Raw genomic sequence first — 23115 nt, 5'->3', positions numbered from 1 at the left:
GGCGTGTTCAACAGGTGCTCAGCCGGACTGCTGCCTCGTCGGGGTCGGCGCCACGTTGTTCGGCGATCCGTCGCCGGGGTCGCTGCCTCCGCCGCCGTTGGTGTTGCAGTTCGGGTCCAGCCAGCTGCAGCGGCCCGGCTTCTCCTTGCTGGTGGTCGGCTTGTCCGGTTCGCTGGTGTCGCTCGGCTCCGACGTCGGCGGCTGCGACGTCTGGGACGTGGGCGGGGCCGCCGACGTCGGCGGGGGCGGCGGCGGGGTGTCCAGGAACTGCCCGATCTTGTCGCCCTCGGGGAACGGCACGACCTTCTTGCCCTGGAGGTAGGAGTCCATGAACTCCTTCCACACCTTGGCGGGCAGGCCACCGCCGTAGAAGCTCTGGCCGTTCGCGTTCTCCAACGGCTTCGGGCCGCTGTCGTCGTTCTGCATCGCCACCGCGGTGGAGATCTGCGGCACGGCACCGATCATCCAGGCGTTCTTGTTCTTCGTGGTGTTGAGCCACTGGTGGGTACCGGTCTTGGACACCACCGGCCGGTTGCCCGCCAACGGGACCTTCGAGTGCGCGGCGACGTCCAGCATCGATTGCGAGACGTTGTAGGCGATGTCCTTGCTGGTCGACGCGTCACCGAAGGCTGGCTCCGGCTTCGTGGTCGCGAGCGGGAACACGCCCTGCTCCGGGCTGACGGCCTGCTGGACGAAGTGCGCCGGAACCTTGTTACCCCCGTTGACGAACGAGGAGTACGAGGCGGCCATGTCCGCCGGGAGCACCGGGTACATTCCCAGCGCGATACCAGCGGCCACACTGCCGTCGGGGCTTTCCAGCTTCGTCGATTCCGGGATGCCGGCCTGGTGCGCGGCCTCGGCCACCTTCTTGGGGCCGAAGTCGGCGGCCATGTTGACGAACACCGTGTTGACCGAGTTGGTCATCGCCTCTCGGACACCGCAGTGCGTCGGGACGTCGCATTTCACACCGGGCGAGTTGTTGAACTCGTGCCCGGCGATCACCTGCGGACCGGTGCCGTCGTAGAACTCGCCGATGCCCTTGCCCTTCTCGAGCCCGGCGATCACCGCGAACGGCTTGAACGACGAACCCGGCTCCTGCGGGGTGCTGGCCCAGTCCAGGTCGCCGATCTGGTTCTTGGACCCGTAGTACGCCCGGATCTCGCCGTTGTTCGGGTCGACCGCGACCAGCGAAGTGCGCAGCGTCTCCGGCTCCGAAGCCATCACCTTCTTCACAGCGGCCTCGGCCTTCTGCTGCGTGTCCGGATCGATGGTGGTCTTGATCGTGTAGCCACCGCGGGACAGGTCGCTCTCGGACAGACCCTGGGCTTCCAGTTCCCGCTTGATGGCCTCCCAGATGGCGTCCTGCTCGGGGGAGAGCCTGCTGTTCTTCTTCCACTCCCCGCGAGGCAGGGTCTGGGGAAGCGTCATGGTCTCCCGCTCGCCCGGCTGCAGGAAGCCGTTCTCGTACATCTGCCCGACGACGTACTCCCAGCGCTTCTTGCCCTTCTCCGGGTTCTGGCCGGGGTCGTTGCCGCCGTAGGGGCTCTGCACCACACCGGCCAGCACGGCCGCCTCGGCGGCGCTGAGCTCGCTGGGCTTCTTGTTGAAGTAGGCCCGCGCCGCGGCGCTGATGCCGTTGGCGCCGCGCCCGTAGTCCGCCGTGTTCATGTAGGCGAGCAGGATGTCGTCCTTGCTCTGCTGGTTCGTGATCTTGAACGCCAGCACGACTTCCTTGATCTTGCGGATGTACGTCGGGTCCTTCTTGAGGTCCTGGTCCAGCTTCAGGAACTGCTGGGTGATCGTGGAACCACCGCCGACGCCGGAACCGGATACCAGGTAGTAGACCGACCGCAGGATGCCCTGGAAGTCGAAGCCCGGGTTGGTGCGGAAAGTAGAGTCCTCGGCCGCGATGGTGGCGTTCTGCATCGCCAACGACACGTCGTTGATGCTGTGCAGGACCTCCCGCGAGCCCTGCACGTCCATGCGGCCCATCGGGCTGCCGTCGGAGTACAGCAGCTCGATGGGCCGGTCCATGCTCATTACCTTCGCCTCGTTCGGCGCATCCCAGAAGATGTAGCCGTAGATGAACACGACGGCCGGAACCACAACGGCTAAGGCCGCGGCGACGTAGCAGGACCGGCGGATCCGCCGCCAGAGCCGACTGCGTTTTGCTCGGGCGGCGCTCATGTCGTCGTCCAGATCCGCAAAGTCGTCCGGGCCGTCGTCGAAGTCGTCGTCCGGGTACCGGTCATGGCCATTGCGGCTGTCGAGGTCGTCGCCATCCCGATCATTCCCGTCGTACCCGCTGTTGTACGGGTCGTCGTAGTCGTCGGCGTAGTAGTTGTAACTGCCCTGTTCCTGATGCGTGAGCAACTGCGGCTCGGGGGCTACGCCCCCACCGCCACCAGCTCCACCTGCTCCACCCGCGGCTCCCGCCGCTGCGCCTGCGGCTCCCATGGCTCCGCCGGCCGCGCCTCCGGCTCCGGCCGCGCCCGCCCCGGCCGCGCCTCCGGCTCCCGCCATCCCGGCGCCTGCGGCAGCACCGGCGATCCCGCCTGCGGCGGCTCCACCTCGGCGGCGATCGCTGTCGCGATCGTCGGCCGGGGTCTGCGGGATGTTCTGCGTCGGCTGCTCGCCGTCGGGCGGCTGCGGCGGACGCCCGGGCGGCGGTCCTTGCGGCGGGGGCGGCGGCCCCTGCCTGGTCTGCTGCGCGCCGGGCGGTGCTGGGGGTGGTCCCTGCCGTCCCGCGTTCGGCGGCGGGGGAACCGCCGAGTAGCTGGTGGGTAGGTCGAGCTTGCGCCCGCCGTTCTTCTCCGGTTCGCCCGAGTCGCCGCTGAGCCGCTTGCCCAGCGCCGAGTCGTCGCCATCGTCGTCGTCGAACGATGGTGTCCACGCGCCGGTCTGCTCCTGCGGCGGCTCCGTGTCCGGCCAGTTCATGGGCTGGCCGGGCGGTGGCACCGGGGTGTTCTGCTGCGTTTCCTCCGCGCTGCGGTCCGACCCGCTCGGCCACCGGGGGTTCGGCTGGTTCGGCGGCGCCGACCGCGGGCCCGGGCGCGGCTCTTCGCCGGGCCACGCCGGGCCGCCCGCACCGGGCGGTCCCGGTGGCGGGCCCTGCGGCGGGCCGGGCATCGGACGCTGCGGAGGCCGTGCCTGGTCACCCGGGCGCGGCGGCCCGGGGCGCGGCGGGGGTGGCGTGCCTCGACCGTCGGGATGCGGATGCCTTGAGTGGCGCCCTCGGGTGGGGTCGTCACGCTCGTCGTTCACGAGTGGGCCTCCAGGACAGGCGTCGTCGGACGCCGTGTGATGCGTTCACGTCGGGGATGCGCCGCACCGGGCGCGCGGCCGTGTTCGGGGCACGACCGTTGTCACTCCGCTGCAGTCTTGCGCCGGGACCGGTTGTCGTTCAACCCACCGGTTCCGGTCACGTACGACAGCACGAGGTGGTTCCAGTTACATGTGCGGCATACCTCTACGACGTAGACGTTGAACTCCTCGAACATGGCCGCCATCCGGTCGAGCTCCTCGGGAGCCCGCGCCGTTCCGGACGCGTGCTTGAGGGCATCGCCGAAGACCCAGGACACCTGGGTCAACGGTTCCTTCCGGCACACCGGGCAGGTCACCCCGCTCGGCTCGCCATGGAATTTCGCCGCCCGAAGCAGGTACGGATCGGCGTCGCAGACCTCCATCACCCCGACCCGGCCAGCGTGGACTTGCGCGAGCAGCGCTCGGCGCTGCAACGCGTAGTCGACCACTTGCCGTTGGGTCCGCACGACCACAGGGTACGTGGCGACCAGGTCTGCTCCATGCGCCGATCAGGGCAGGCGACGCGACCGACCACTACCAGCGGTGACGGCCGCCACCTCAGGCCCCTCGCGATCGCGCACTCCGATATATCGGCGCGATATAATCCGCGGGGTGGTCTGCCTCACCGCAGCACCGCCACTGGCATCCGGCGGTGAATTCGTCGGGCGGAGGAGGTGCGGATGCTCGAACTCGCCGTGCTTGGGCTACTGCACGAGGCCCCGATGCACGGCTACGAGCTGCGGAAACGGTTGCATGACACGGTCGGTGCCTTCCGCGCGCTGTCCTGCGGAACGTTGTACCCGACGTTGCGGAGGCTGCTGCGCGCCGGGTTGATCGAGGAGGAACCCGACTCGCCCGGTTCGCGCGCGTGGGGTCGGCGAGCGCGCCGCGTGTACCGGATCACAGCCGCCGGGCAGCAGCGGTTCGCCGAGCTGGTCGGCGACTGTGGGCCGCAGGCCTGCGACGACAATGCATTCGGCGTGCACATGGTGTTCTTCTCCCGCACCCCGGCCGAGGTCCGGCTGCGGATCCTGGAAGGACGCCGGCGCCGTGTCGAAGAGCACCGGGACGGCCTGCGCAGCGCGCTGGCGCGCTCCGAGGAACGGTTCGACCGCTACACCCGCGAACTGCACCGACTCCGGCTGGACCACAGCGAGCACGAGGTCCGCTGGCTCGACGAAATCATCGAACACGAACGCGCCGAGCAGTCTGCTGCGGCGCCGGGCCGACCCAGCGTCGGCGGGCAAGAACTGCAAGGACACGACAGATGAGTAAGAAGGAGGGCCCTGCCATGGGCGGAGATCGTCGAGCGGTGCGGGTGGCGATCGTCGGCGTCGGGAACTGCGCGGCGTCGCTGGTGCAGGGCGTCCACTACTACGCCGACGCGGACCCGGGCACCCGGGTGCCCGGCCTGATGCACGTCAACTTCGGTGATTACCACGTGCGCGACGTGAAGTTCGTCGCCGCCTTCGACGTGGACGCGAAGAAGGTCGGCCGCGATCTCTCCGAGGCGATCGTCGCCAGCGAGAACAACACCATCAAGATCGCGGACGTGCCCCCGCTGGGCGTCACCGTGCAGCGCGGCCACACCTTCGACGGCCTCGGCCGCTTCTACCTGGAGACCATCGAGCAGTCCGACGACCAGCCGGTGGACGTCGTGCAGGCACTCAAGGACGCCGAGGTCGACGTCCTGGTGGCCTACCTGCCGGTGGGTTCCGAGGAGGCGGACAAGTTCTACGCGCAGTGCGCGCTGGACGCCGGGGTGGCCTTCGTCAACGCGCTGCCGGTGTTCATCGCCTCCGACCCGGAGTGGGCGCAGAAGTTCACCGACGCGGGCGTGCCGATCGTCGGCGACGACATCAAGTCGCAGGTCGGGGCGACCATCACGCACCGGGTGCTGGCCAAGCTGTTCGAGGACCGCGGCGTGCATCTGGACCGCACGATGCAGCTGAACGTCGGCGGCAACATGGACTTCCTGAACATGAAGGAACTGGAGCGGCTGGAGTCGAAGAAGGTCTCCAAGACGCAGTCGGTGACCTCGCAGGTGGACCGCGACCTCGGCAAGCGCAACGTGCACATCGGGCCGTCGGACTACGTGCCGTGGCTGGACGACCGGAAGTGGGCCTACATCCGGCTGGAGGGCCGCGCGTTCGGCGACGTGCCGCTGAACCTGGAGTACAAGCTGGAGGTGTGGGACTCGCCGAACTCGGCGGGGATCATCATCGACGCCATCCGGGCCGCCAAGATCGCCAAGGACCGGGGCATCGGCGGGCCGATCCTGTCGGCGTCGTCGTACTTCATGAAGTCGCCGCCGGAGCAGTACTCCGACTCCGCCGCGTACCAAGCGGTCGAAGACTTCATCGCGGGCAAACTGGAGCGCTGATCGGCTGTTCGGGGTTGTCGCAAGACCGGCAACCCCGAACGGCACGAACGGCAGTCCGGAAACTCGCACGTTGCGCGCACCGCGACACATGACGAGGTGTTCGCCGGAGTTGTCGCAAGCGGCGAAGCCGCTTTGCCCACCCTCGCAACTTGCACCGCCGCCACCCGCACCGCCAAACAAAACGAGCCTGGAATTCCAACGAAGAAAAGGCACCCGCTTCGGCGCGGGTGCCCTTTTTTCCTTCCTCGGGGTCTGCTCGGGCCCCACGCGGTGCCTCCTTCCTCAGAGCCTGTCGGCGAATGCCGTCCGCGCCTTTGGAAGCGGCGTAGCCGCTTGCATTCACCTTGCCAAGACGACCATCGGCGGGTTCTGAGTGGTTTCCTGGCGAGGACGGCCCCGCCGCCGCGTATTGGACATACACCGGGACATACACCAGGAGGGGCACCCGCAGTCCAGGGAACCTCTCAGGTTCCGCTAAGCGACCACCGACCCAGACCATTCACCAACAGGCTCTCAATGTTGGAGCTGCTGCTCGGCCCGGGCCAGGACCGAGTGCACCGAGGCTTGGCCGTCGGTGGTCACCCACGACACCCGCAACCCGGGGCGAACGCGCTTGCGGCCGATGCGCACCGGCCAGCCCGCAACTTCCCGCGCCTGCTCGGCGATCTCCTCGCCGGTGCCGTTCGAGTGCTCCGCGACCACCGCGAACTCGTCGCCGCCGTAGCGGGCGACGGTGTGCTCGTCGCTGAGCCCTTCCCGGAGCCGGCCGGCCAGCGTGGTCAGCAGCTCGTCGCCGCGGTCGAAGCCGTGCTCGGCGTTGAAGGTCGCCAGGCCCTGCACGTCGATCAGCACCAGCGTGGACAGCGTGCCGCGACTGCGGGCGCGGACCAGCGACTGCTCCAGCCGGTCCAGCAGGAGCACGCGGCCCGGCAGCCCGGTCAGCGGGTCGAGCAGGCCGCGGCTGTGCGAGACGTCGGTGTGCACCGACTGCAGCAGCATCAGCACCCGGCTGCGGCCCTGCACCCGCACCGCGTGGTAATCCGCCCAGATGCGGCTCAGCGGTTGGCCGCTGCGGGCGATCACCATCGGGATAGACAGCGGCGAGCCGGCCCGCAGCACCTGCCCGGCCAGCTCTGCCCAGTCCGGCATCGGTGCACCGGTGTCGTCGCGCACCTGCCAGCCGGCGGGCCTGGTGCCGGTGAGCAGATCGGACTTGGCCAGCTGCATCAGTTCTGCGGCGACGTCGTTGGTGGCCAGCACCTGGCCGCGTTCGTCGGTCAGCAGCACGCCGACCGTGAGCCCGCTGATGAGTTCGTCCCAGACTGGCGCCAGCTGACCTGGTACGGCCACTTCGAGGACACTCATTCGGCCCCCTCCTCCCCACCGAACGGAGCAGTCCTTTGAGCCTCCCCTTCGGGCAGGGCGAAATTCAAGGCCTCGGCGACTACCCGTATTGATGGTATTCACGCTCCGCACATAACGGTGAGTCAGCTGTTCGCGGTGCGTTCCCCCTCAGGTCACCTCGGGCCGAGGCTTGATGAATCGGGCAGGTGAAACATCGCCCGTTGGCCCGGGACTCAAAATCGCCCCGCGGCGCCCACTTCACCCGATCGAATATCTACGCTGGTCGAGGTGCCGCAGGCGAGAGGATGGTGCATGCCCGTGCACGGGACCGCGGGTCGACTACCGCTGCAGGAGCGGTTGCGTGACCAGCGATCACTGCTGGTCGTGATCGCAGTCGCGGAGCTGATCGCGGTGATGGTGGTCTCCACCGTCAACACGCACGACCACATCGACGGTGAGGTCTACCGGCTCGGCGCGAAAGCGCTGCTCGGCGGACGCGATCTCTACAACAACCTCCCGGCCACCGAGTCCGGGCTGCTGCTGCCGTTCATCTACCCGCCGTTCGCGGCGATCGTGTTCGCGCCGCTGGCGCTGATCCCGAAGGCCGCCTCGACCGCGGTGATCATGCTGGTCAGCCACGCCGCGCTCATCGTCACGCTGTACGTCGTGCTCAGCGCCTCGACCTTCCTGCGCGCGCACCGGGAGAAGGTGCTGCTGGTGACGGCCGCGGTGCTGCCGCTGGCCACGATCAGCGAACCGGTGCTGGAGACGATCACCTACGCCCAGATCAACATCGTGCTGATGGCGCTGGTCGCGGTGGACCTCCTGTGGCGGACGGACGGCGCGAAGAAGCTGCCGTACCCGCGCGGCCTGCTGATCGGCCTGGCCGCCGGCATCAAGCTCACGCCGCTGGTGTTCCTGCTGCTGCCACTGCTGCGCCGGGACGTCCGCACGATCGTGGCCTCGCTGCTGACCTTCCTGGGCACCGTGCTGCTGGGGTTCGCCCTGACCTTCGACAACGCCCGCCGGTTCTGGCTGCACGAGATGCTGGCCAGCAGCAACGTGTCGTTCGGCCCGAAGTTCACCGGCGACGCGTCGACGTACGCGGGCAACCAGTCGCTGCGGTCGTTGCTGAGCAAGATGTCGGCGCCGAGCCTGACCATCGTCTTCGCCCTGCTCGCGGCGATCGTGCTGGTGCTCGCGGTGCTGGGGATGGTGCACGCGATCCGGCAGCGGGACCTGCCGATGGCGGTGACGATCAACGGCATCCTCGGGCTGCTGGTGTCGCCGATCTCCTGGTCGCACCACTGGGTTTGGGCGATCCCGGGGCTGGTGCTGCTGATCGGCGCGGCGCAGGCCAAGCGCGACTGGGCGCTGCTGCTGGCGACCACGTTGACGGCCGGGTTCTTCATGATGGGCCCGCACTGGAAGATGCCCCAGGGCCACGGTCTGGAGCTGCGCTGGAACTTCTTCGAGCAGCTGATCGGCAACTCCTACGTCTACTTCGGACTGGCGTTCCTGCTCTACAACGCGGTGCGCTGGTGGCGCTCCCGCCGAACGCCGATCAAGCCCGTCAACGACGATCCGGCCTCCGAAGCCCCGCTCACCGCCCCGGTCCCATAAAGACAGACCAGGCCCGTGAGTGCTTTTCGGTGTTCTGGCGCCCAAAAACGCTCACGGGTTCTTCGTTCGGGCCATGGGCATGAAAAAACCGGGGCGAGCTTGGTGCTCGCCCCGGTTTTCGGCTTTCGGGTCAGATGCGGTTGAAGACCACCGTGTCCGCGTTCTCCAGGGTGCGCAGCGCGCCCTGCCGGTTCAAGCCCGGCGTCGGCAGCGTCGCGCCCTGCACGGCCGTGATGTCCGGGACACCGCCGCCGAGCACCGGCAGCGCCACGCCACCGGTCCGCGGCGCGGTGCCGTCCAGCGCGGAGGTGATCCGGCTGACCTGCGGCACCGAGGCCTGGCCGCCGCCGAACGCGTTGAGGTCGCCCACCACCGGCAGCGGCGCCGTCACGGCGGGGGACTCGCTGCGCTCCACGGTGCCCGGCGTCTTGGACACGCTGAGCAGGGGGAGGCCGACGAGGTCCGGAACCTCGTTGGCCTTCAGCTGGTGCTCGCCCGGCACCTCCAGCGGCATCAGGTCCGCGCGCGGCGTCGGCTCGGCGGCGACCGCGGTCAGCGCGCCGGCCAAGATCTCACCCGGCACGGTGTGCAGGTCACTGCGCAGCCCGGGCAGTTCCGCGGAGGTGAGGTCCACCTGCTCCGGCGTCACCAGGCCGCCCGGGCCGTGCGCGAGCACGTCTCCCCAGAGCTCGACGATGCTGCCCGCCGGAGGGGTGAAGCCGTCGAAGTAGACCAGGTCATCGTGCGGGATCACGAGGTCTGCAGGGACATCCAGGAGCGCACCCGTTCGAAATGCACCCTCGCCGAGGGTGTTGGCACCTCCTTGGATCACCTCACCGATGGGACCGGCCCAGCTCAGCGAGCGGTGGAAGCCCTCGGCGGGGGTGACCGGGCGGTCCCCGCCGAACGGCGACAGGCCCGGCACGGTTTCCAGCGGACGGGCGTCGGCCGGGTCGGCGACCCAGCCCGCCAGGTGCAGCGGAATGTTCCGTGACGGGGCGTGCCAGTGCAGGTCGCGCAGCGCCGGCATCTCCTGGGTCAGCTCGTTCTCGACGGCCGGCAGCAGGTCGCGCACCGGGTCCAGGGTGCCCGTCAGCGCGGTGACCGAGTGGCTGGCCCGCGATTCCACCAGCGGGGCGTTGTACCGCGTGCCGGAGTTCTCGGCGAACAGCTCGCCCGCGAAGCACCGATCGGCGGGCACCTCATCGTCTCCGAGCTCGTCGAGTACGGGGGGCAGCGCCGACTCCCCCAGCGGCGGGGCCGGACGCTCCGGGCAGGACCCGGCGGCGGACGCGACTCCCGTGCCGACGGCCAGCATTCCACCGGTGACCAATGCGGCCTGCACGCCGCGCTTCGCCCAAGTCTGCATGGACTTTCTCCTTCACGAGGCTTCCCCAGTCGGGGGAGGAAAATGAACTGTGGGCGCCACACCGTCATCGGAACTTGATCATCGAGTGACGGTGGGCCTTCGGGAACTGCGATCTGGGTTGCGCGCGGCGGATTTCCTTTCGCCGGCAACGAGATCGGTCGTCGGCGCGCCGCGCAGGGATCTAGTCGGGGGTGGTGCCCGGCTGCGGTTCGGGCACGCTGATCAGCGTGCCGGCGCGGGCGCGGGCCGGTGCCCCGGCGAGAGCGGGGCTGCGATCCGGTTCTGCCGGGTAGCAGCCGACCGGCGCGTTGTTGTGCTGCGGCCCGTCGCCGGTTCCGCCGCAGCTGGGCGCGCCGGAGGGCGCAGGCAGGGCGAAAGGCCTTGACCAGTCGTGTCCGGGGGTCTCGCCGGGTTCCGGCGCCCGCCGTTGGACGACCGACTCGGGTTGTTCGACCGAGTGCCGGTGCTCGACCAGCTGCGTCGGCAGCGGGACGACGGGTGCGGCGGCCGGTGCCGACGCGGGCGACGCGGGCGACGCGGGCGACGAATAGGCCGGCTGCTGGCCGGTTTCCCCGGACAGCAGCGGGCTACCGAGGCCGTTCAGTCCATTGTCGACGGATGCGGACAGGGCGGCGGCCTGGGTTCCGGTGGTCGACAGGGCGTCGTCGGCTACGTGCCCGACCCCTGCCGCGGAATCCTGCAGCACACCGGTCACCGGCTGCGCCGCGTCGAGCAGCCGCCCGGCCGGATCGGACCGGACCAGCGCGACCGGGTCCAGGCGGGCCAGCGAGAACTCCGCCGGGCCGGACCGACCGGCGGCCGAACCGTCCACTGTCGACTCCGGCGGCTCGACCGGTCGCGGCGCCGATTGGTCGGCGGGCGCGGCCGGCGGGAGGTCCGCGGCGTCCGCGTGGAGCCCGGAGCCGATGAGCCAAGCCGCGGAGGTCCCGGCGACCGTCGCGCCCGTCACGACCAGCGCACGGGTGAGCAGCCGCCACGGTCGGGCGGCTGCTGTCCTGCGGTCGCGGCGGGACATCTCGGTGCCAGAACCTCCTCGGCTTCGGGCGACTCCCCGTTGGAGCTCCTCCTCACCGCCGCGCACTCTTTCAAAACACCCGCCACTTCCGTAAGCGCATAGCGACACCTTCGCTACATCGTGTTACTGGAGATCGGGTCCTGTTGCGCCCAGTGGTCATTCCGCCCATGGATTCCGCGGTCGGCGCTACGGTGACAGGGTGAACGACTTCAAGATCACCACGCGAGACGATGCCGCGGCGTCGATCCCCCGCGTGCTACGGGTCTCGGCGGCGTTGAGCTGGCGGCTGCTGGTGGTCGTCGGCGCCTTGTACGTGGTGGGGCTGGTCATCGGCCAGATCTACGTGGTCGTGATCCCGGTCGCCATCGCGCTGCTGCTGTCAGCGCTGCTGGCGCCGATCGTGTCCTGGCTGGCCAGGCACGGCGTGCCGCGCGCGGTGGCCACCGCGATGGTGCTGATCGGCGGGCTCGCGGTCGTCGGCGGCGTCCTCACGTTCGTCATCAACGCGTTCATCGAGGGCTTCCCGGACCTGCAGCGCCAGGTCGTCGCGAGCCTCAACCAGCTCAAGGACTCGCTGGCGCGGGGCCCGCTGCACATCAACGATGTGCAGATCGGCCACTACCTGACGCAGGCCCAGGAGTGGTTGGCGGCCAACCAGGCGGCGTTGACCAGCGGCGCGCTGTCCACCGCGGGCACCTTCGGCAACTTCCTGACCGGGCTGGTGCTGGCGCTGTTCACGCTGATCTACTTCCTGCACGACGGCCGCGGCGTGTGGCTGTTCGTGACGAAGCTGGCGCCGAAGCGCGTGCGGCACCGGGTCGACGTCGCCGGCTGCCGGGGCTTCGCCTCGCTGGTCGGATTCGTGCGGGCGACCGCGCTCGTCGCGGTGGTCGACGCGCTTGGCATCGGGACGGGGCTGATGATCCTCGGCGTGCCGCTGGCGATTCCGCTGGCAGCGCTGGTGTTCCTCGGCGGCTTCGTGCCGATCGTCGGCGCGGTGGCCTCCGGCGCGGTCGCGGTGCTGGTGGCGCTGGTGACCAAGGGCTGGATCGTCGCGCTGATCGTGGTCGGCATCGTGCTCGCGGTGCAGCAGATCGAGGGCAACGTGCTGCAGCCGCTGATCCTGGGGCGGGCGGTGCAGATCCACGCGCTGGGCGTGGTGCTGGCGATCAGCATCGGGATGGTGGTCTCGGGCATCGTCGGCGCGCTGCTCGCGGTGCCGTTGGTCGCGGTGCTGAACTCGGCGATCCGCTCGCTGGTCGAGGAGGAGCAACCGGCCGAACCGCCGGAACCCGCCGACCGCGCCGAAGCCGAACCCCCACCGGAGGAAACCCCGGACGGGAAAACCCCGACCGGCTCGACCCCCAACTCGGAGGCCTGACGAGTAGCGGGCCCTTCGACCAGCTATCGGCGGTTGTTCAGCTATCCCGGTCGTTCAGCTATCCCGGTCGAAGGCGCCCTTCACCCACAACCGGATCGAATGGTGCTGATCAGGCGAGGGTGACCGCGTTCCGGCCGGCTGACTTGGCCGCCAGGAGGGCCGCGTCGGCAGCCACCAGGAGATCCGTGAGGTCGTAGCCGAAGCGGGACGTGGTGGCCACGCCGATGCTGACCGTGAGGTCGTTGAGCTCCCGGTGGTCGCCCCGGGTGTCGCGGGTCGGCACGGACAGCGCCGCAGTCGAGGCCCTGATCCGGTCCGCCACGTCCCACGCGACGTCGGTGTCCTTGCCCGGCAGCAGCACCACGAACTCCTCGCCGCCGAAGCGGCCGACCGCGTCTTCGCGCCGCACGCTGCTGCGCAGCATCATCGCGACGGCCGCCAGCACGGTGTCGCCCGCCAGGTGCCCGATCTCGTCGTTGACCCGCTTGAAGTGGTCCAGGTCCAGTAACAGCAGCGACACGGGTTGGGCGCGGGCCTGTGCTCGGTGGAGTTCGTTGCGCGCCAACCGCTCCCAGTGCGCCGCGTTGGCCAGGCCCGTCTTGGCGTCCCGCTGCGCCGACCGCCGCCACTGCGGCAGCTGGCTGGCGAGGTCAAGCAGCACCAGCGACGGCCCGGCCAGCAGCGCGCTGCCCGGCTCGATGCTCACCGCCACCGCCAGCAGCCCGCCCAGGCTCGCGGCGACGATGCCGAGCAGCACGTCGATCGGTTCGCCCAGCACGTCCGCCCGCGCCGCCCCGGGGTTGCGCAGCCGAATGCCCACCGCGACCAGGAAGGCCCGCACCAGCAGCAGCACGGCCCCGGCCAGCACGAACAGCACCGGGCTCCAATGGGGTTCCGACCAGCCGATGAGGAACCGCGCGGACAGCGTGGCGATCGTGGTCGCGGCCGTGGTGAACAGCCAGCGGTGCAGCTCCGGGCGGCCGTCCAGCACCCCGTGCAGGGTCGGCCCGAGCAGCAGGAGCACCAGCAGGTTCGGCGGCAGCGTGAGGATTCCGGCGGCCAGGTAGGCGATGTGCAGCGTCCAGGGGTTGCGCCGGATCTGCCGCCGCACGTTGATCGACACCGAGGTGATCACGATGACCGTCCCGGCGGTGGCCGCCAGCATCGCGAAGGTCAGCAGCTCGTTCGACAGCGGCGACCGGCTCGTCACGAAGACCAGCACCACCAGCGCCAGGGCGACGGCCTGCACCGCGAGCACGTAGGCGATGGCCGCCGGCCGCAGGCGCCACAGCAGCCATCCGCCCACCAAGCCGATCACCTCCACCGATGAGCCTGTCACAGGGAACCGTCAAGCCGCAGCTCGCCACTCGGGCATTTCACGTCGATGCGGGGTCGTGATCACAAACACGCGGAGTGCTCGGTGCGGCGACCTTCGCACATCCGGACGTACGGCAGGATGGTCCGCTGGGAAGGGAGCGAATGTGGGCCGTACGCAATCGCCGTCGCAACCGCAGGTGGCCGACGGTCGCTCGCCGCTCTGGCGCGGGCACAACGTGTTCCGCGTCGTCACGTTCCTCTACGCCTGCTACGGGGTCATCGGCCAGTACGGCGACTACCAGCGGCCGTGGTTGGCGTTGGTGGTCATCAGCCTGATGGCCGTGTGGACGGTGTTCACCATCTGGCGCTACCGGACCCGGCGGGGGCGCACCAACCGCATGGTCCTGCTCGACTGCATCGTGGTGACGGTGCTGTTCCTCAGCAGCGAATTCATCCTCACCGAGGCGCAGATGCTTTCCGCCAAGCCGTCGGTGGCGACCGTGTGGCACTCGACGATGGTCACGGTCGCGGCCGCGCAGTGGGGCATGTTCGGCGGTCTGGCCAGCGGGATCATCGCTACTGCCTGCAACTACCTGATCCGCGGCTACAGTGCTGCGGACACCTCGCTGGACACCCTGCTGCTGATCGGCAGCGGCCTGGTGCTCGGCCTGGCCTCGGACACCGCGCGCAAGTCCACCGAACGGCTGGCCCGCGCGCTGCGCGCGGAGGCCGCGACCGCGGAGCGGGAAAGGCTGGCGCGCGACATCCACGACAGCGTTCTGCAGGTGCTCGCGCGGGTGCGGCGACGCGGCGCGGAGCTCGGCGGCGAGGCGTCCGAGCTGGCGAAACTCGCGGGAGAGCAGGAGATCGCGCTGCGCGCGCTGGTCACCACCTCGCCGCAGGAGACCACGGAGGACGGTGAGACCGACCTCGCCGCGCAGTTGCAGGTGCTGCGCACCGGCCGGATCCACGTGTCGATCCCGGGCAATCCGGTGCGGCTGCCGGAGCCGCTGAGCACCGACCTGTTCGCGGTGGTGCGGGAGGCGCTGGCGAACGTCGAGAAGCACGCCGGCGAGGACGCCCAGGGGTGGGTCCTGCTGGAGGAGCTGCCGGACGCGATCGTCCTCAGCGTCCGCGACGACGGCCCGGGCATCGCCGAAGGCCGGCTCGAGCAGGCCGCCGCCGAGGGTCGGCTGGGCGTGGCGAAGTCGATCCGGGGCCGCGTGGAGAGCCTGGGTGGCACGATCACGCTCGAGACCGCGCTCGGCGAGGGAACCGAGTGGGAGGTCTGGGTTCCCCATCCGGGTGCGGCCCAGGGCAAGCGGCGCAGAGGAGGAAAACGATGAGCGAGCCGCCCGTCACCGTGATGGTCGTCGATGACCACCCGATGTGGCGCGACGGGGTCGCGCGTGACCTGATGGAGCGCGGCTTCGAGGTGCGGGCCACCGCGAGCGACGGCGCGTCCGCGCTGCGCATCGCGCGGACCGTCATGCCCGACGTGGTGCTGATGGACCTGAACCTGGGCGACACCTCCGGCGTCAGCGCCACCCTGCAGATCACTCAGGAGATCCCCGGCACGCGGGTCCTGGTGCTGTCCGCCAGCGGCGAGCACAGCGACGTGTTGGAGGCGGTCAAGGCCGGTGCCTCCGGCTACCTGGTCAAGTCGGCGTCGGTCGAGGAGCTGGTGGACGCGGTGCAGCGCACCGCCGCCGGCGACGCGGTGTTCACCGCCGGGCTGGCCGGGCTGGTGCTCGGGGAGTACCGGCGGATGGCGATCACCCCGGATTCGGAGTCGCAGGTGCCGCAGCTCACCGACCGGGAGACCGAGGTGCTGCGGCTGGTCGCCAAGGGGATGACCGCCCGGCAGATCGCCAAGAAGCTGGTGATTTCGCACCGCACGGTGGAGAACCACGTCCAGTCGACGCTGCGCAAGCTGCAGCTCCACAACCGGGTCGAGCTGGCCCGCTACGCCATCGAGCACGGCCTGGACCAAGAAGAGGCCCAACCCGAAGAAGCCTGAGAACCCGCTGTTCGAGGCCCGCGAGCCAGCCCGGCTCCCGGGCCTTTTTTTCATTGGGTGACCGCCACCCGTGTGGGAATTTCGCAGTTCACCCGATCCACTGACGAAAACTCTTGTCGGGCCCGGGATATTCGCTGCTCACACCGTACGCACGGAACGTGACCGGAGGGCCTCGCGACGACCGGTGCGGCAGCGCGTGACGGTCTTGTGACGGTGGGGTGACGGGCCTCTGGCGTACTCGTCACCAGCGGCATGAAGCCGCAGTCGAAATTCCGTAAATGCGAACAGGAGCATGATCATGGAGTTTTCGTACGAGTTCGCTGAGATGCTGCCCGAGCGGGAGGCCCTCGGCGGCTGGTTCGGCCCCGACGTCAACACCATCGTGGCCGACAACACCGCGGTGGCCCTCTTCGGCTCGCAGGCCACGGCCGCCCAGGTCATTACGCAGGTCTCGAACTGACCGGTCTGCCGTTAACACGTCCGGCCGCCCACCGCTGCTGCGCGTGGTGGGCGGCCGGCCACCAACAAGAGGAGATGGAAGATGGACACACTCGATCTTCATGACCAGTCCGCGGAACTGCTCCCGCAGCGCGAAGCCCTGGGCGGCTGCGGCTGCAACTTGTTCCCTGACATCAACACCGTCGTGGCGGTCAACACCGCCGTGGCGCTCTTCGGGTCGCAGGCCACGGCCGCCCAGATCATCAACCAGGTCTGACAGTCCCGTCTGGCCGGGAGCGAAGCGTTCGCTCCCGGCCAGGTTCACGTGCTGCCCACCACGGCGCGCGGACCAGTGCAGCTACCCGCACGCGAACGGGTTCGCAGGAGGAAGCCATGTCAGAAGTCACCCAGACCGACCGCGTGGAAGAGACCGACGAGCAGGCGGTTGCGCGGCTGGCCGACGGAGTGTCGTTGTGCGGGGAGTACGAGGGCGGCGGCTTCGACGAACCGCGTTACCTGATCTCCCGCGGCGACGGCCAGATGGTCCTGGTGTCACCGCTGCTGTACGAGATCGCGACCGCGATCGACGGCACCCGTGGGCTGGCCGAAGTAGCGGCGCGAGCGTCGCAGGCGACCGGCAAGCAACTGTCCGCAGCCAATGCGGAATTCCTCATCAACGAGAAATTGCATCCGCTGGGCATCGCCACCCTGTCCCAGCCGATCGCCGAGCCACCGAAGGCGGACCCGCTGCTGTCGTTGGCGATGCACGGCATGCTCGCACCGCCACGGGTGGTGCAGGCGGCGGCCGCGGTTCTCGCTCCGCTCTACACGCCTGTGGTCGTCATGCTCGTGCTGTGCGGGTTGCTCGCATTCGACGGGTGGCTGATCGGCTCCGGCTACGTCGACCTGGCGTTCCAGCAGTCCGTGGGCGAACCGGCGCAGGTGCTCCTGCTGCTCGGGCTGATGGTGGCCAGCACGTTGTTCCACGAGCTCGGGCATGCCGCCGGATGTCACTACGGCGGGGCCAAGCCGGGCGCGATCGGCGTCGGCATCATGCTGATCATTCCCTGCTTTTACACCAACGTCACCGACGCCTACCGCCTCGACCGGCGGGGGCGGCTGCGCACCGATCTGGGCGGCATCTACTTCAACGCGGTGTTCATCCTGGTGATGTACGGGATCTACGGCTGGACCCAGTTCGCGCCGCTGCTGGTCTTCATCGCGCTGAGCCACATCCAGATCCTGCAGCAGCTGCTGCCCCTGCTGCGCATGGACGGCTACTACATCCTCGGCGACCTGGTCGGGGTGCCGAACCTGTTCTCGCAGATCCGCCCGTTCCTGCTGCGCCTCGTCGGGCGCGGCGGCGGCCAGACCAACGCGCACACCGGGCTGCGGCCGCGGGTTCGGATCATGGTCACCGCTTGGGTGCTGATCGTGGTGCCCACCCTGTTGTTCGCACTGGGGATGCTGCTCTGGCGGCTCCCGGTCTACCTGTCCAGGGCGTTCACCAGGGGCAACGACTACTGGACCATGCTGGTGACCGGTCTCGGGCAGGGGCAGCTCTGGGGCCCGCTGCTGGCGGTGATCTCGATGCTCATCCTGCTGCTGCCGTGGCTCGGCGCGGGCGCGTTCGCCGTGCGCACCTACCGGCGGGTATCCCGCGCCCTATCGCGCCGCCGCGAGCAACGGAGCAAGGGCGGGCGCCACCGCACTGTGCGCGCCTGAGTTGCTCCTTCATGGGGCTCCCACCGGGGGGTGTGGGAGCCCCACAAATTTGTCCGGAGTTCGAAAGTCACCGTCCGTAGTCTCGTAACAGCTGACTGGAGTGGCCCCGATAGACACGAATGTAGGCCCTGGTTCCGGCGTCCACGCCGGTGCTCGGGAGCTTCTGGGGGCGACACGAGCCGCGTCGCTCCCTCGCGAAGCACCCGTTTCAGGGCTGTCGAGGGGGGAACTATGACCGGTGGAACAGTGCGTCCGATGACACGCCTGCGGGTGCGCACTCCGGCGCAGCCCGACCAAGCGTTCCGGCTGTCGCTGCTCGGCGGCTGGGACTTGCACGCGGACGGTGAGGGTGTGGCGATGTCCAGCAGCGGGCAGCGCCTGCTCGCCTTCCTGGCGCTACGCGGACGCACGCAGCGTGACCGCTTGGCCGGCATCCTGTGGCCGGAGAGCGACGAGCAGAGCGCCCTGGCGAATCTCCGGACCACGTTGTGGCGGGTGCGCCAGCGGGTGCAGGGCGCGGTGATCAGCACTTCGCACGAGCTGCAGCTCGCGCCGCTTGTGACGCTGGACGTCGACGGCCTGGTCGCGGCCGGGCGCTACCTGGCGCACCAGGACTCGACCGAGTCGCCCGCGGACTGCGCGGAGATCGGCCGTGACCTGGCGCGGCACGCGCCGCTGCTGCCGGGCTGGTACGACGACTGGGTGCTGACCGAGCGCGAGCGCCTGCTGCAGTTGCAGGTGCATGCGCTGGAGGTGGCCGCGGAGCGGCTGGTGCAGTCCCGGCACTTGGGGGCGGCGCTGGAGATCGCGCAGGCCGCGACCGAGGTTGAGCCGTTCCGGGAGACGGCGCACTGCGCGGTGGTCAAGGTGCTGCTGCAGCAGGCCAACCCGGCGCAGGCGGTCCGCCACTACCAGCGCTACGAGCGCCTGCTGGATCGAGAGCTGGGCATCGAGCCGTCGCCTAACCTGCGCGACCTCGTCCGCCCGGTCCTCGCCCGCTCCCGCGCCTGACGCCGAGGAGTGAACCTCGCCGCGCAAAGGGCATCTTTGACCCGAAGAGGTGCCCTTTGCGCGGCGATTGCTGTTGCCCAGGGCCTTTGGTCGCGACATTCCAACGCGTTTTGCGCCAATAGAACATGATTTCGGCTTTTCGGCCCGAAAATCATGACCAGGCGGGTTCTCGCGCACCCTCCCGGTTCCTATTCTGAAAAGCACCTTCCCATCACTTCTTCGGTGATTTTCCGCGACGCGCTTCGCGGACCTCGTCGACATCAACTGAAGGAGACGCATGATGCATCCCGTACTGCGCAGCTCGCTCGGCGTCGCGCTGGCGCTACCGCTCCTGCTGGGGACCTCCGCTCTCACCGCGACCGAGGCGCTGGCCACGAGCCAGGCACCGACCGCGGTAGTCCAGATCGCCCCGCAGCAGAAGCACGACATCCACTGCCACGACACGGACCAGGGCCGGATCTGCCACGCGCACGAAAACGGGCACCAGCCGCACCACCACTCGCATTAGAAAACTGGTGAACACCAGCGGGAAACGGCCCAGCCCAAGCACATTTGCAACCCCCTGGCGCTAAACCGGCTGTTTCTCGAACTCAGCCGATCAATGGCGCCGGGATCTCCTTACCTGCTTACTTCTTGAAAGCACGTCTCGCGAGCCGCCTAGACCGTTGCCGACCGCACGCATCAACGGTCGCGAATGGCATCGCCGAGCCAGGCCATTCCAACCCGGCCTTTCCCCGCAGGGACCGCTGCTCTCGTGCGCGAACCCATGAACGGGTCGGGTGAGGGGATCCGCATCCGTGCCCAGTTACTCGGGCAGAGATGCCCCTGGACTCGGATGGATCAGGCGAGGGCGGACTTGGCCGCTTCTCGGGCGTGGGCCGCGGTCGGAGCCGCCAGCGCCGCTTGGGCGGCCTGCTCGAACGCCGCGAGCGGGTGCTTGGCGAGCGTCGCGCCGACCGCCGGGACCGCCGCGGCGGCCATCGACAGGCTGGTCACGCCGAGACCCGCTAGGACGCCGCCCAGCAGCGGGTCGGACGCCGCCTCGCCGCACACGCCGACCGGCTTGTCGAGCTGCCGACCGGCGCGGCCGACCTCGGCGATCAGCCGCAGCAGCGCGGGCTGCCAGGGGTCGTTGAGCTCGGCGAGCGCGCCCATCATCCGGTCCGCGGCGAAGGCGTACTGGGCGAGGTCGTTGGTGCCGATGCTGACGAAGTCGACGGCACCGAGGATTTCAGCCGCGCTCAACGCCGCGGCCGGGATCTCGATCATCACCCCGGCACGTGGCAGGCCCGCGGCCCGCACCCGGGCGGCGAACCAGGCGGCCTCGTCGATGGTCGCGACCATCGGGGCCATCACGGACACCTCGGCGCCGGAGTCGGCCGCGGCCGCTGCGATCGCCTCCAGCTGCCGGTCCAGCACGTCCGGCCGGTCGAAGGCCACCCGCAGGCCGCGCACGCCGAGCGCCGGGTTCGGCTCCACGCCCATGTCGAGGAACGCCAGTGGCTTGTCCGCGCCGGCGTCGAGCGTCCGGACGATGACCGGCTTGCCCGCGAACGGCGCGATGACCTCGTGGTATGCGGCCCGCTGCGTTTCGACTGCCGGCTCTTCGCCGGCCGCGAGGTAGCAGAACTCGGTGCGGAACAGGCCGACGCCCTGCGCCCCGGCCGCGATGGCGGCCCGCGCATCGGCGCCCGATCCGACGTTGGCGACGACCTTGACCGGCTTGCCGTCCGCGGTGGCGCCGACGCCGTTCCACTCGCTGGGCGCGGCCCGCTCCGCGGCCTGGACCGGCACCTCCTGATCGGAGGTCTCCACCTCGCCGCTGTCGCCGTCCACGACCGCGCCGACCACGTCGGGCACCGCGAGCACGCCGCGGACCGCCACCACCGCCGGAATGCCCAGCGCCCGCGCCAGGATCGCGGTGTGGCTGGTCGGGCCGCCTTCCTCGGTGACCAGCGCGAGCACCATGCTCGGGTCGAGATCGGCGGTGTCGGCGGGGGCCAGGTCGCGGGCCAGTAGGACGCTCTGCCGGTCGAGCCCGGGCACGCCGGGCGGGGTCGCGCCGACGAGTTCGGCGATGATCCGGTCCCGGACGTCCTGCACGTCGCGGGCGCGTTCGGCCATGTAGCCGCCGGCGGCCCGCAGCGCCTCGGCGAAGCCGTTGGCCGCCTCGTACACCGCGCGTGGCGCGGGCAGCGAGCGGCCGGTGACGAGTTGTTCGGCCTGCGAGCTCAGCGCCGGGTCCATCGCCATCGCGGCGGTCGTCTCCAGCACGGCCTTGGCGTCGCCCTCGACCCGGCCGGCTCGTTCGAACAGCCGCTCGGCGACGGCTTCGGCGGCCGGTCGGATGCGGGCGGCCTCGGCGGCCGGTTCGGCGGGCGCGGGAGTGGCGGACGGTTCGGGCAGGGGATCGGCGACCCGGGCGACCGGCCCCGAGGCGCGGCCGGAGCTGACTCCGACACCAGTCAAACGCGACATGGTCTAGACCATACCCTTCTAATTCGGCCTTTGGGGCGATCGTAGGCACGAGTACACCGTTCGGCCCGAACGTCGCGGCCAGGTGAACACGCCCCGTGGCCACAGTGGTTCTTACGCGCTCGAATGTCGTAGTGCCCCGGCTACTCATGAGTAACACCTGAGTAGCCGTACGGATCCGACCGGAACCCCGAAACAGCAGGCTGTGGGCATGGCATTGAGCACTCAGAGCACCGAAACGAACCCCCGCCTCGACTGGTTCGCCGAGCCGCTGACCGCGATCGGGAACCTCTTCGCCAACCAGTTCTCGGCCGGCTCCGCCACCGGGCGGGAGGACGCGGACCCCACACCCGGGACCGCCCCCGTCAGACTCCCACCGCCGACGAGCGAGCTGCCCGCGAGGCCCGTGCCCATCCCGGGGGAGCCCGTCGACACCAGCCAGGCCCGTCCAGCGCAGTCCCCGGCCGCTTTGGCCGGGGCTGCCCCGCATTCGGAGTGATTCCGCGTTCATGCCACCAAGACACCGCCACCGAGCACGCGAACGGCCCGTTCACCCCGATGCCGGGGGCGAACGGGCCGTTTACTTCACCGGCCCACATCGCACGACAAAAGTGGAGATCCCGTTCGAGGGATCCACCGTTCGGGCTAATTTCGGGTGATATATGGATCTTTTCGGCGTAGTCGAGCGGCAGACTGAACGGGTTGTTGCTCGCCGGTATCGCGCCACCGGCGATCACAACATGCTGAGGGCCGGCCGCAACGCCCCCCGTGCGGTCGGCCCTCGGCGAAACTCGAGCCTCGCTCAGTCGCGGGACTTGCGCAACCCCAATGCCTTCAGCGCCCCGTCCACCGGACCGGGCTGCCGCTCCGGCAACAGGTGCGGCGCGTGCTCGGCGACCGCGGAGAGCACGCTGCTCGCCGACGGGTTGACCGCCTGCCAGCCGCCCACGACCACGGTCGGCACCGTCTCGTTGCCGTCGGCGATGGAGCGCACCACCGCCGCCGCGTCGGGGTCCTCCCAGATGTCGACCTCGTTGAAGGCCAAGCCCTGGCGCCGCAATCCGGCGCGCAGCGAGGTGCAGAACGGGCAGCCGGGCCGGGTGTAGACGACGACTTCCTGCGCAGCGGCGGTCATCTTGCCTCCTGAGTCGTAGAGCCGTCCCCGAACCTAACCCGCACAGCGCCCGCGAACGGCCGCCGCCGACGAAGAACACATCCCGTTTTTGGGGCGACATAGAGGGGGTTTGGGAAGGTGCTGGATGAAGCGAACGGACCGTTCGCGCCACCTACCGACGTGAACAGGCCGTTCGCCCCACAGCGATCGGCGCGGAAGCAGACCGCTCCCGCTGGGGCTGCCACCGGGAACCGCCAGGCAGAACGAGTTCCCAAACAGCCTCTACCGCGACGAAAATTGCTCATTGAGCATCCTCCTCGTGGATCCCGGCTGGCTCGGAACAGATCAGCGCACCACGTTCCCCTGCGGACGACCTGACGGCGCGCCTCCGAAGGCGGGCACGATCCGGCAGAGGCTGGTAGCGGGCGTCGGCGACCGGTTACCGTTGGGTGAACGCCGTTTACTGACTGTCGCCGACGTGGCGGATTCGGCCTCGTGCACCCAATCGGGCGGCCGGATGGGCCACAATCACGGGCGGCCGATCGGGGAGGCAGGGCCGTCCACGGAAGCACTGGA

General features: G+C 69.6%; 20 protein-coding genes. 12 read left to right on the top strand and 8 right to left on the bottom strand.

Translation table 11 applies throughout. From position 1 onward, the window contains the following. Positions 1 to 18 precede the first annotated feature (18 nt). Together DL519_RS30470 and DL519_RS30465 are read right to left on the bottom strand one after the other, a co-directional pair. The gene (locus tag DL519_RS30470; protein ID WP_190819914.1) at positions 19 to 3129 is read right to left on the bottom strand and encodes a transglycosylase domain-containing protein; all 3111 of its coding nucleotides are present in this window, start codon (positions 3127 to 3129) and stop codon (positions 19 to 21) included. Between the two features lie 236 nt (positions 3130 to 3365). Continuing rightward, entirely contained in the window at positions 3366 to 3770 is a 405-nt protein-coding gene (locus DL519_RS30465) for a DUF5318 domain-containing protein (RefSeq protein WP_190819912.1), read from the bottom strand. 213 nt (positions 3771 to 3983) lie between these two features. Between DL519_RS30465 and DL519_RS30460 the strand changes: the two genes are divergently transcribed. Both DL519_RS30460 and DL519_RS30455 read left to right on the top strand, forming a co-directional pair. Continuing rightward, positions 3984 to 4574 (top strand): PadR family transcriptional regulator, encoded by a 591-nt coding sequence (locus DL519_RS30460; RefSeq protein ID WP_190819910.1) that lies wholly within the window; start codon positions 3984 to 3986, stop codon positions 4572 to 4574. A gap of 20 nt (positions 4575 to 4594) precedes the next feature. Beyond that, positions 4595 to 5686, top strand: a complete 1092-nt coding sequence (locus DL519_RS30455; RefSeq protein ID WP_190824308.1) for an inositol-3-phosphate synthase — start codon at positions 4595 to 4597, stop codon at positions 5684 to 5686. A gap of 513 nt (positions 5687 to 6199) precedes the next feature. Here the strand turns inward: DL519_RS30455 and DL519_RS30450 are convergent. Beyond that, the gene (locus tag DL519_RS30450) at positions 6200 to 7051 is read right to left on the bottom strand and encodes a GGDEF domain-containing protein (protein ID WP_190819908.1); all 852 of its coding nucleotides are present in this window, start codon (positions 7049 to 7051) and stop codon (positions 6200 to 6202) included. A 291-nt stretch (positions 7052 to 7342) separates the two neighbouring features. On the opposite strand from DL519_RS30450, the gene DL519_RS30445 reads away from it, so the two are divergent. Further along, on the top strand, positions 7343 to 8653 hold the full coding sequence (locus DL519_RS30445) for a glycosyltransferase 87 family protein (protein WP_190819906.1): 1311 nt from the start codon (positions 7343 to 7345) through the stop codon (positions 8651 to 8653). A 130-nt stretch (positions 8654 to 8783) separates the two neighbouring features. Here DL519_RS30445 and DL519_RS30440 read toward each other — a convergent pair whose 3' ends face one another. Next, complete coding sequence (locus DL519_RS30440; RefSeq protein WP_190819904.1) at positions 8784 to 10022, bottom strand: hypothetical protein; 1239 nt, start codon at positions 10020 to 10022, stop codon at positions 8784 to 8786. Positions 10023 to 10203: 181 nt separating this feature from the next. After that, complete coding sequence (locus DL519_RS30435) at positions 10204 to 11058, bottom strand: hypothetical protein (protein ID WP_190819903.1); 855 nt, start codon at positions 11056 to 11058, stop codon at positions 10204 to 10206. Between the two features lie 199 nt (positions 11059 to 11257). Between DL519_RS30435 and DL519_RS30430 the strand changes: the two genes are divergently transcribed. Then, a complete protein-coding gene (locus tag DL519_RS30430; protein ID WP_190819901.1) occupies positions 11258 to 12439 on the top strand; it encodes an AI-2E family transporter in 1182 nt (393 codons plus the stop codon). Between the two features lie 109 nt (positions 12440 to 12548). Here the strand turns inward: DL519_RS30430 and DL519_RS30425 are convergent, their stop codons facing one another. After that, on the bottom strand, positions 12549 to 13778 hold the full coding sequence (locus DL519_RS30425; RefSeq protein ID WP_223839743.1) for a GGDEF domain-containing protein: 1230 nt from the start codon (positions 13776 to 13778) through the stop codon (positions 12549 to 12551). A 142-nt stretch (positions 13779 to 13920) separates the two neighbouring features. Here DL519_RS30425 and macS point away from each other — a divergent pair, with 142 nt between their 5' ends. The 7 genes from macS to DL519_RS30390 all read left to right on the top strand — a co-directional run bounded on the left by macS (position 13921) and on the right by DL519_RS30390 (position 19458). Continuing rightward, positions 13921 to 15102: a MacS family sensor histidine kinase gene (macS, locus tag DL519_RS30420; RefSeq protein WP_190819899.1), complete on the top strand. Its 1182-nt coding sequence runs from the start codon at positions 13921 to 13923 to the stop codon at positions 15100 to 15102. Next, entirely contained in the window at positions 15099 to 15776 is a 678-nt protein-coding gene (locus DL519_RS30415; RefSeq protein WP_190819897.1) for a response regulator, read from the top strand. Before macS ends, DL519_RS30415 begins: the two co-directional genes overlap by 4 nt. Positions 15777 to 16074: 298 nt before the next feature. Continuing rightward, a complete protein-coding gene (locus DL519_RS30410; protein ID WP_190824642.1) occupies positions 16075 to 16236 on the top strand; it encodes a hypothetical protein in 162 nt (53 codons plus the stop codon). Positions 16237 to 16317: 81 nt separating this feature from the next. Then, positions 16318 to 16491 carry a hypothetical protein gene (locus DL519_RS30405; RefSeq protein ID WP_190819895.1) on the top strand — a complete coding sequence of 58 codons (174 nt, stop codon included), beginning with the start codon at positions 16318 to 16320 and terminating at the stop codon, positions 16489 to 16491. A 116-nt stretch (positions 16492 to 16607) separates the two neighbouring features. After that, positions 16608 to 17939 carry a hypothetical protein gene (locus DL519_RS30400; RefSeq protein ID WP_190819893.1) on the top strand — a complete coding sequence of 444 codons (1332 nt, stop codon included), beginning with the start codon at positions 16608 to 16610 and terminating at the stop codon, positions 17937 to 17939. 231 nt (positions 17940 to 18170) lie between these two features. Beyond that, the gene (locus DL519_RS30395; RefSeq protein ID WP_190819891.1) at positions 18171 to 18950 is read left to right on the top strand and encodes an AfsR/SARP family transcriptional regulator; all 780 of its coding nucleotides are present in this window, start codon (positions 18171 to 18173) and stop codon (positions 18948 to 18950) included. A 277-nt stretch (positions 18951 to 19227) separates the two neighbouring features. Next, positions 19228 to 19458 (top strand): hypothetical protein, encoded by a 231-nt coding sequence (locus tag DL519_RS30390; protein WP_190819889.1) that lies wholly within the window; start codon positions 19228 to 19230, stop codon positions 19456 to 19458. 332 nt (positions 19459 to 19790) lie between these two features. Here DL519_RS30390 and ptsP read toward each other — a convergent pair whose 3' ends face one another. After that, complete coding sequence (ptsP, locus tag DL519_RS30385; RefSeq protein ID WP_190819887.1) at positions 19791 to 21428, bottom strand: phosphoenolpyruvate--protein phosphotransferase; 1638 nt, start codon at positions 21426 to 21428, stop codon at positions 19791 to 19793. 208 nt (positions 21429 to 21636) lie between these two features. On the opposite strand from ptsP, the gene DL519_RS30380 reads away from it, so the two are divergent. Beyond that, positions 21637 to 21924 (top strand): hypothetical protein, encoded by a 288-nt coding sequence (locus tag DL519_RS30380; RefSeq protein ID WP_190819885.1) that lies wholly within the window; start codon positions 21637 to 21639, stop codon positions 21922 to 21924. Positions 21925 to 22227: 303 nt separating this feature from the next. Here the strand turns inward: DL519_RS30380 and DL519_RS30375 are convergent, their stop codons facing one another. Continuing rightward, entirely contained in the window at positions 22228 to 22560 is a 333-nt protein-coding gene (locus DL519_RS30375) for a glutaredoxin family protein (protein ID WP_168585912.1), read from the bottom strand. Between the last annotated feature and the right edge of the window lie 555 nt (positions 22561 to 23115).

The organism is Saccharopolyspora pogona (assembly GCF_014697215.1).
Classification (GTDB): Bacteria; Actinomycetota; Actinomycetes; order Mycobacteriales; family Pseudonocardiaceae; genus Saccharopolyspora; species Saccharopolyspora hattusasensis.
The sequence above is the reverse complement of the archived record's forward strand: the minus strand, read 5'-3'. Positions and strand labels throughout refer to the sequence as shown.